The sequence below is a fragment of the Bacteroidales bacterium genome, from assembly GCA_018334875.1.
Taxonomy (GTDB): Bacteria; Bacteroidota; Bacteroidia; order Bacteroidales; family UBA12077; genus JAGXLC01.
Genome location: JAGXLC010000185.1, coordinates 1 through 8,071 on the forward strand (window position 1 = coordinate 1; position 8,071 = coordinate 8,071).

Below are 8,071 nucleotides of genomic sequence, written 5' to 3' on the forward strand. Positions count from 1 at the left end.
ATAAAGCCCCATTTTGTTGGCTTTGTTTACCAGGCCGGGTGCATCCGAAATTGACCATTGGAAAACTTGCAAGGCTCAATGAAGACAAAGAGACCATGCGGATAAAGTTGCGGCGTGATATTTTCATAGGTATTTAAATTATTATTTTAAGGCTTGGACTATAAGCTTGAAAATTAGCTTAACCTGCTAATAAGAAATTTTCTTTTTATCTCCGAATTTGAGCTGCACCGGTCCTACCAATCCTGAAGGGAGCAAAGAATCATTTGCAGCCACAGCTTCGAAACTCCTATAATTCCCTCTCTCTGAAACAAGGCGTACATTGGTCTCAGTAAAACGTTTCTCCGGTGGTAATGCTGCATCACCAATAAGTCTATTGATCCAGCAATTAGTCACTTCAATCTCCAGTTTATTTTCACCTTCTTTGAGAGCATCTGTAAGGTCCATTATCCAAGGAGCAGTCCAGACCACACCAAGATCATTATCATTTAAATGGACCCTGGCGATATTATGTACTTCCCCTAAATGGAGACGTACAGGTATCTCCAAGTGCTTTTCCTTCAAACTAAACATCTTTTTATAAACTGCTGTTCCTGAATAGTATTTGATACCTTGATCAGAATGAGCATTCCAGGGAATAAGTCTCTGAAAAATTATTGTTTCCGGAGCACCCCAACCAGGTGTAAACTCTACTTTCCAAGGACCAGTTAATTCCATTGAAGGAAGGGTCTCCACTTTTATTTTCTTTGTTTTATTATTAGAAAATTTTATCCGATAATTGCCGCTCTGCCAAAAAAGAAATTTTAGGATATCATCTCGGTGATTCTTGATTTCAAAATCGTTACCCGGACCATCAACAGAAACAACATGAACTGATTCTGAAGAATTGCGAAACACAACAAACATTGAACCATCTCTGGGGAGATTAATGGGAACAACCGTTCGGCCATCATTGGTATAGCGATAATTAATAGTCTCATACACTCTACCTCTAACAGGGTCCCAAAGTTCCGGTTTTCGGTCTTTAATACGAAATTTACATTCTCCTTCACCTGTACCTGAAATAAAATAAATATCTAAATTTTCACTTTTACGATGGATATATTCAAACGGGCCTTCAAAATCGGGTAATATACCTTTATCCTCAAACACTTTGTCTACATTTGTTCCCGTATATATTTCCCCTTTTCCTATAGAGGTTTGATGGGGTCCTTTACTTTTTTCTGGCCATAATTTTTTTGACAACTGATGTATCTTTTTCTCACCCTCAGGATAATTATCAAGCCCCGGTACAGTTTTGGGTCGACGTTGCCCCAAAACAATAGTAGCACCAGACTTTGCCAGATGATAAATTTTCTTTAAAGCTTCAACGGTAATAATTTCTTCTTCCAAATCAACTACCAACACTTGATAAGACATCCCATCGGGTAGGACAATCTTACCATTCTCAACCCCTAAACGATTTAAAAGAATTTCTACATTGATAAGATCATATTTATATCCTTCTCCAAAAGTGATGGTTGGCGTGTTGCTCCATTTTTTCCCCCGGCCCCACCTAACATAATTTTTATCACTTACATAAACGCAGGCATCAGCCACATAATACCCTTTACTTAATAAATATTGGCAACGGCCGAGATAATTCATAAAGCTACCAGAGTCATTCCACCAGGTAACATTAGGATTGAAATGAGTTCCGGCAAAATATTCATAACCAGGCTTTTCGATCTCTTTAGGTGAAGAGGTAAAAGTATGCCATACAAACTTATTGGCACCATCAATAAAATTCATATCTGCGAAGAATTTCAGATAGGCCGGATATTTAGACCAGTGATAATCCATATGTGTAAATGCTTCAATGGAAACCAACTTATGGCCATAAGTATGAGCGGCCATTGCAGCAAAACGAGCATTGCTTTTGGCAAAATCCTGATTGGAACACCAGAACTCTGCCTGAGGCATGTCATTTGTACCCCAAAAATTAAGCATGTCGGCTTCCTTAAATAAAGGAGAATCACGTTTCCAAGGACCCCCATTCTCTGAATGCCAATTCACTCCTCGAGCGTGGCTGAGCGCTCCTATCTTTTTGTAACAATTATCTCTAAAACAATCACTCAATGTCCGATGGTAATCTCTCATAAATCGTTTAGAAACATCTATATTTTTCACAATCATACCAGCAAGTACAGGAAAAAAAGGCTTTAAATCGTATCCTCTATATTTTTCGAATGCATGTTCCAGGCCTAAGGTCCAATTCGGATAAACTCCCTCCCAGCTTACATTGTAAAAATGGGTTAGTGTATTGCCTGCAAGTGAACCTATCTCGTCTAAAAGACGATTACCCATAAGATTGAAATAATGTTCCACCGCATCTTCATTTAAAATATCAACACTCCCTTTACCCGCGGACATACCTTCATGATGACCTTCTTCTTCAAAAACAGCACAGGCAAAGCGGAGAATACGCCATTGACCTTTCGGTACATCCCAATTTAAAAATCCTTGTTCTATATAATCTGACAAGTCGATCGTTTTATAAGCTAAAGCTGCATCCCCTTTTCCTCCGTTTACCACTTCATACCATTTATTATTCAGGTCTATATGTGATGGATCTTCTGCATTCAAACTATCTGGCTCAGTTTTAACCGCCAATAAAGCTATATCCCAAAAATATTCTTTTGGCCTATTTAGGTAAGCAGAAATATTTACAGTTCCTTTTACAGTAGCTCCAGCCCATATCAAACGCTTAGGTCCGTAGGCACCCATATCCCAGGGACCTCTGAGAGATCCGCCGGTATTGGAAAGATTAACACTTACTTGCATGCCTAAGCGGGCAGCTTCCTGGGTGACGTGTTTTAACATATTACGCCATCCGCTACTCATAAATTCATGTTTAATATGTAAGGGCACAGGAATATTACCTGTATAGTAATCATCATGGTACCCTCGGGAATCGCAGATCAAAACCCCTCCAATCCCTTGTTTATTCATTTCTTCTAATTCCCGTGTAATTGATTCTTTATTGACATTGCCCTTAAGCCACCACCAGTAAACCCAAGGCTTAGAAGGGCCGGGTATGGAATGAAAATTTTTTTCCAAAACAGTGGCAGCGGATGAAATGTGGCCATTGGGATAGCCTCTTTTTGATAAATGTTGCCGCAGAGTTTTACCTGTTATGAAATTATGTGGTAATATCATTAAGCCTGCAGCAGCAGTTAAAGAGGTGTTCAGAAAACTTCGTCTGGATATTTTTAACCCGTTTTTATAATCTTCTTCCATATATATTATTTTGGGATTACCACGCACAACAATTGAGCGCTAAATGCATAAAGATAAGGGGATATGTAAATAATGAATAAACATATAATAAAAAATCATAAATCCTTAAATCAGGGATAATAAAAAAGCTCTAAACGGCTACCAAATAAAAGATACTAGCTCCACCATATAAATTAATACTTATCCAATAGCAGTTTAGAGCCTTAATTGTCATAATACTGCCATTTACATTAAACGCTTTATCTCACATCATAAAATCAACGTTACTTGTTATCGGTTGGAGGCGTTACAACTACTGACTTTATGTCCAAATATTCAGCTATTTGCTCAAGCTCGTCCGCATGATGTCCCACTCCAATGGCAAAATGATGAGTGGGGGCTTCGGAGAACCACCTTTTCAAAAAAGTTTTCGTATCAGGAAAGAATTTACCCCGCGTGTTGGTATTTCCTGTGGCGGGTATCGGACCTTCTTCAGACCGACCTTCTGCTATGATGAACTTATAATCACCCTCCTTTGTCTGGCCAATGCCCATCAGCGTGATGGGACCTTCCTTGATCTTAAATTCAACGCTTGCACCGGAACCCGGCTTTCCGTGATATTTTTTCAAACTCCTTATTACGGGTTTTCCTTCTGCTATTTTAATATGATGCGGTCCGTCATGGCCTACCAGCACAAAATCTTCCTTGAAATCTATGGGATGAAACTCTCCCAAACTACCTCCTATGTCCAGACGGTCCATGATCATCATGGAAATGCAGGTTTTTATATCAAATTCACCGACCATGGGAAATCCGGCAGCAGTCAGCAGCGAATTGCCTACGATCAGACTGGACATGACCTTCTGTGTCTCACTACCTTCCATCCCTTCGTAATAATAGGACAGGCCATCCAGGTCTTTTTCTTCAATAAATTTCTCCAAGGCTACTCCTGTTTTCGATGCCTCATATAAATCCTTATCCGTCAACTTTTGAGTAATCGGATCTGCTTTGGGAACAGGGGTATCAAAAAAGCTCAATACCCTTTCCTTATAATCCTCTACTTCTTTCTCGCTTACCTTCTGATATTTTGCCACTATATCATTGGCTTCGCACATCACAACATGGCATCCAAAGGCTTCGGATATCTGGGTCGGATCAAATTGCAGATCGTACATGTTTTCCAATACATGTCCCATTGCCCCAATTCGCGAGGTTTTCAAATCATGCAATACTTTGGCTATCTGACAATATTTAGCTATTTCCTTATCAGCCTCCGGATCATTATGTAAGGTACCTATAATAAAGGGAGGCACCTCCCTGCCCATGCGAACAGCTGTATTGGCAAATTCAGGCATCGAACATATATCATCATTCGCCAGTTGCATCTGCGTTGTCGCCTCATCATAATTCAAGGCCTCTAAAGGCTGCAATCCTACCATGACCATTGGAACATCCAAATCCCTGAATATTTTGGCAATGGTCGAGGATGTGGCATAGGTGACCATGTCAATAAACAGCAGGTCAAGGTTGGCTGCCTGCATCTCGGGCAAAACCCGGTAGGCATCTTTAGCCTTATCTCCCAGACCAAAATTGACAACCTCTACACCATTGGATTTGACCTTTTCTTCAAATACATCCATCTTCTCATGCATCCTGTCCAGTAAGCCTGGAAACTGATCCCAGTATGTATAATGACCTACTCCGTATATCCCAACCCTGGCAGAAAGCGGCTCTTTCCTGGGTATGTCCGGTTGCGCATCCAAACCCTTAATGAATATCCCTGTTAAAAGAATAGGGAATACCAAAAACTTCCATCTAATTAATTTCATAATCTATTAAGTGTTTATAAAGTTGGTTAATTTTTCAAAAGATTAAATTTCTACCGCACAATATTATGTTTTCTAACATTATACCAGTAACTAATTGACTGGCTTTACAGTAATAATTCTTACCGGACCAAACAACCCGGATTCAACCAGGGGTACCTCAACCCAGGGAGCATCAATAAAATATCCCTTTTCTACATCGGTTGAACCAATGTTCGTACTGGTATAGTTCTGGCCGGTCAGGGCATCACCTGTAAGCCGGTTTGACCATGTATTGGCAATCTCAACAACCAGCTTATTCCTTCCAGGTTTGAGTTCATCAGTGATGTCAAACCGGGAGGGTTTGGTCCAGGTTATTCCCAGAGGCTGCTCATTCAGCCATACCTCACCCACGTGAGACAGATCACCCAAATCCAGATAAATCCTGGGATCTTCCAGTACATTCGAATTGATAGTATATACAAAATCCTTCTCATAACGGGCTATGCCAGAAAAATACTTTACTCCTTGATGTTTTGACTCCGTCCATGACTTGAGCTCCGGAAATATCACCCGTTCAGGCGCTCCCCAGCCTTCGGGGAAAAACACTTCCCAGGTTCCTTCCAGCGGTTGAACACCGATCTCGTTGTTGACAGTCCTGGGCTGTTCCTTTCCCGCCAGCTTAAACTCTCCTTCTTCCCAAAAATGAATCCCTTCTTTCTCATATTGTAATAAGGGCGGATGCTCATCAGAGCCTTTTACACTTGTATAATGTGAATCAAAACTGCCTTCTCTGAACACGACAAATTTGGCTCCATAGGGTGCAAGGGTGAGCGGCAAACTGATGTAATGATCATCCTGATTGTAGATCGATGCCTGAACGATCTCCCCGGATACAGGATCCCATATCTCAGGAACTTTTTCCTGCTGGCGGAAACTAAGATCTCTTGAAATCCACTCTCCGGTAGTATTCCGAACAAGGTAGAAATCCAGGTCATCTTTTCCGTAATGGACGTAATCCAAGGTAAATATTTCCTTGTCGTCATAGCTAAAGTCAGGAACAACATTCTGATGTCCAAGTATTTGCGAGGCCTCTATATCGTGATAGATCCTGGTCTTGTTTCTTTTTAAATCCCCCGGTTTATAATCTTTCCATAACCTATCTATTATACCCTCTACATCTTTCATGCCGGGCTTGATTTTTCGACTGGCAACCCTCATGGGTTTCTCACCTATGATGACTGCTCCCTGCTTGGCTAATTTCTCAAGCTTGAGCAGTACTCCGGGATTGAATTCATGTTCATCCGCCAGTGCCAGCATCTCAAATTCGGCACCGGTTCGGGGCAAAACCAGTTTATCGTCTTTCACTTCAAGTTCTTTTAGGATCTCGGTATTGATGATTTCATAATCGTATCCGGCACCGACAATAAAGCGACTGTTCTTATGCCCCCCGTAGTTGGGTATCGTATCCCCATAGTAATAAAGCACATCCGCTTTAAATTCTGCCTCCTGAAGAATATAGGAGATACGGGCTAAATAATCATTGAAAGGCCTGATCTTGGGCCACCAAACCCTTTTATCGTTGTAGTGGGTACCGGCGTGATAAACAATGCCCGGATCTCCCGTGTAGGATGGATTATGAGTAGATCCGTGTACCACAACCTTGTTCATTCCCTCACAAAATGCGCGGTCGCCCATAGGCTTCATTTCATACGGGCCTATTTGCCAGTGCTGAAACGAGGTAAAGGCTTCCTCCTCTACAGTACCACGTCCATAAATATGCGAAGCCGACGATACCTCTTTGACTACCCGTAAAATATCAATGCCTTTTTTATTAAACCGGCCATGATTGATCCAAAACTCACCGCGGGGCCGGTCGAGGCTTCCCAGGGCTTTCAGAGGCTCAACCGGTACATCGTGAAGGGGTTGGCCTGGTCCCCCTGCTTCCGCGTTAGTCTCAAGTCCATGGGCATTGCAGACTTCTTTGGACTTTTTATAAAAGTTGTTGATCATCAGCTCGGACAGGGTCCTTTGAAAATCTTCCCGGAATTTGTCGGTAAGTCCGGAAGCAAATATTTCCTTATCAAATAAAGCCGGTAGGAATTTGTCAACTTCATACCCGTTGATCTGTTCAAACTCTGACGGCAGCGTAGTGGTCCAGGTAGAGCCCTTGGCTTCATAGCTTGCCATATACAAATTGGTGAGCGCGGTTTCCTCCAGGTCACCCAGAACGGATTCCAACCTGTCTATCATATAGTTAAAATGATACTCGGTGGAGGCTGCATCGAAATGGTCGAGGATAGGTCCCGCAGAGTGCTCGCTGGGAAGGACCAGGTTCTCCCCTGAATTGGAGCAGACATACCTTACGATTTCCCACTCTCCCGAAGGAGCTTCCCAGTTTAACTTCTCGGTTTCCGGATTATAATACCGGGAGACATTGATGATGTCGCTGGTATCCATGTAGGCACCCCCGTGGTTGGCAGGAACGGCCAGGACTGCTACTTCCTCATAAAACACCGGTCGGCCGTCAGGGCCAAATTCAATCATAGTGGGATTACCCCAGTCATCCTTTTCCGGAATATCAGGAAACGGTAATTTTATGCTCTGTCGGCTTCTGCCGGTAATTTCCTTTTTAGAACGATATATCGATTTCGCTGCATATTTGGGCTTTATCCAGCTACCCCCGGCATTCCAGCTGCTGGCGGTATTTAAACCAACCTCCAGACCCAGTTTGCCGGCCTGCTCAACGGCAAATTTGATGGTCTCCAAGGATTCCTCACCCATAAAAGCGGGTCCTGATTTCACGTGATTGGTGTCACGCGAGCCAATTTCAAAAATGGTGAAACCTGAAATTCCAGCTTCTTTCATAGATTCAATCTCCTCTTTAAGCCTTACCGTATCAACATTACCACCCAGCCACCAATGATATACCATTGGGCGGGCCTTATCAGGAGGCGTCTTAAATCCCTGAGAAAATTCCGAATAAGTAACTGTCTCTTGCCCATAAATGT

Annotated in this window: 3 protein-coding genes; all 3 read right to left on the reverse strand. The window is 42.2% G+C overall.

From position 1 onward, the window contains the following. Positions 1-186 precede the first annotated feature (186 nt). Complete coding sequence (locus KGY70_13625; GenBank protein ID MBS3776228.1) at positions 187-3,276, reverse strand: hypothetical protein; 3,090 nt, start codon at positions 3,274-3,276, stop codon at positions 187-189. Between the two features lie 263 nt (positions 3,277-3,539). Next, positions 3,540-5,084, reverse strand: a complete 1,545-nt coding sequence (locus KGY70_13630) for an L-fucose/L-arabinose isomerase family protein (GenBank protein MBS3776229.1) — start codon at positions 5,082-5,084, stop codon at positions 3,540-3,542. A gap of 90 nt (positions 5,085-5,174) precedes the next feature. Then, positions 5,175-8,071 (reverse strand): hypothetical protein (locus KGY70_13635; GenBank protein ID MBS3776230.1); only part of this gene is annotated, 2,897 nt, incomplete at its 5' end.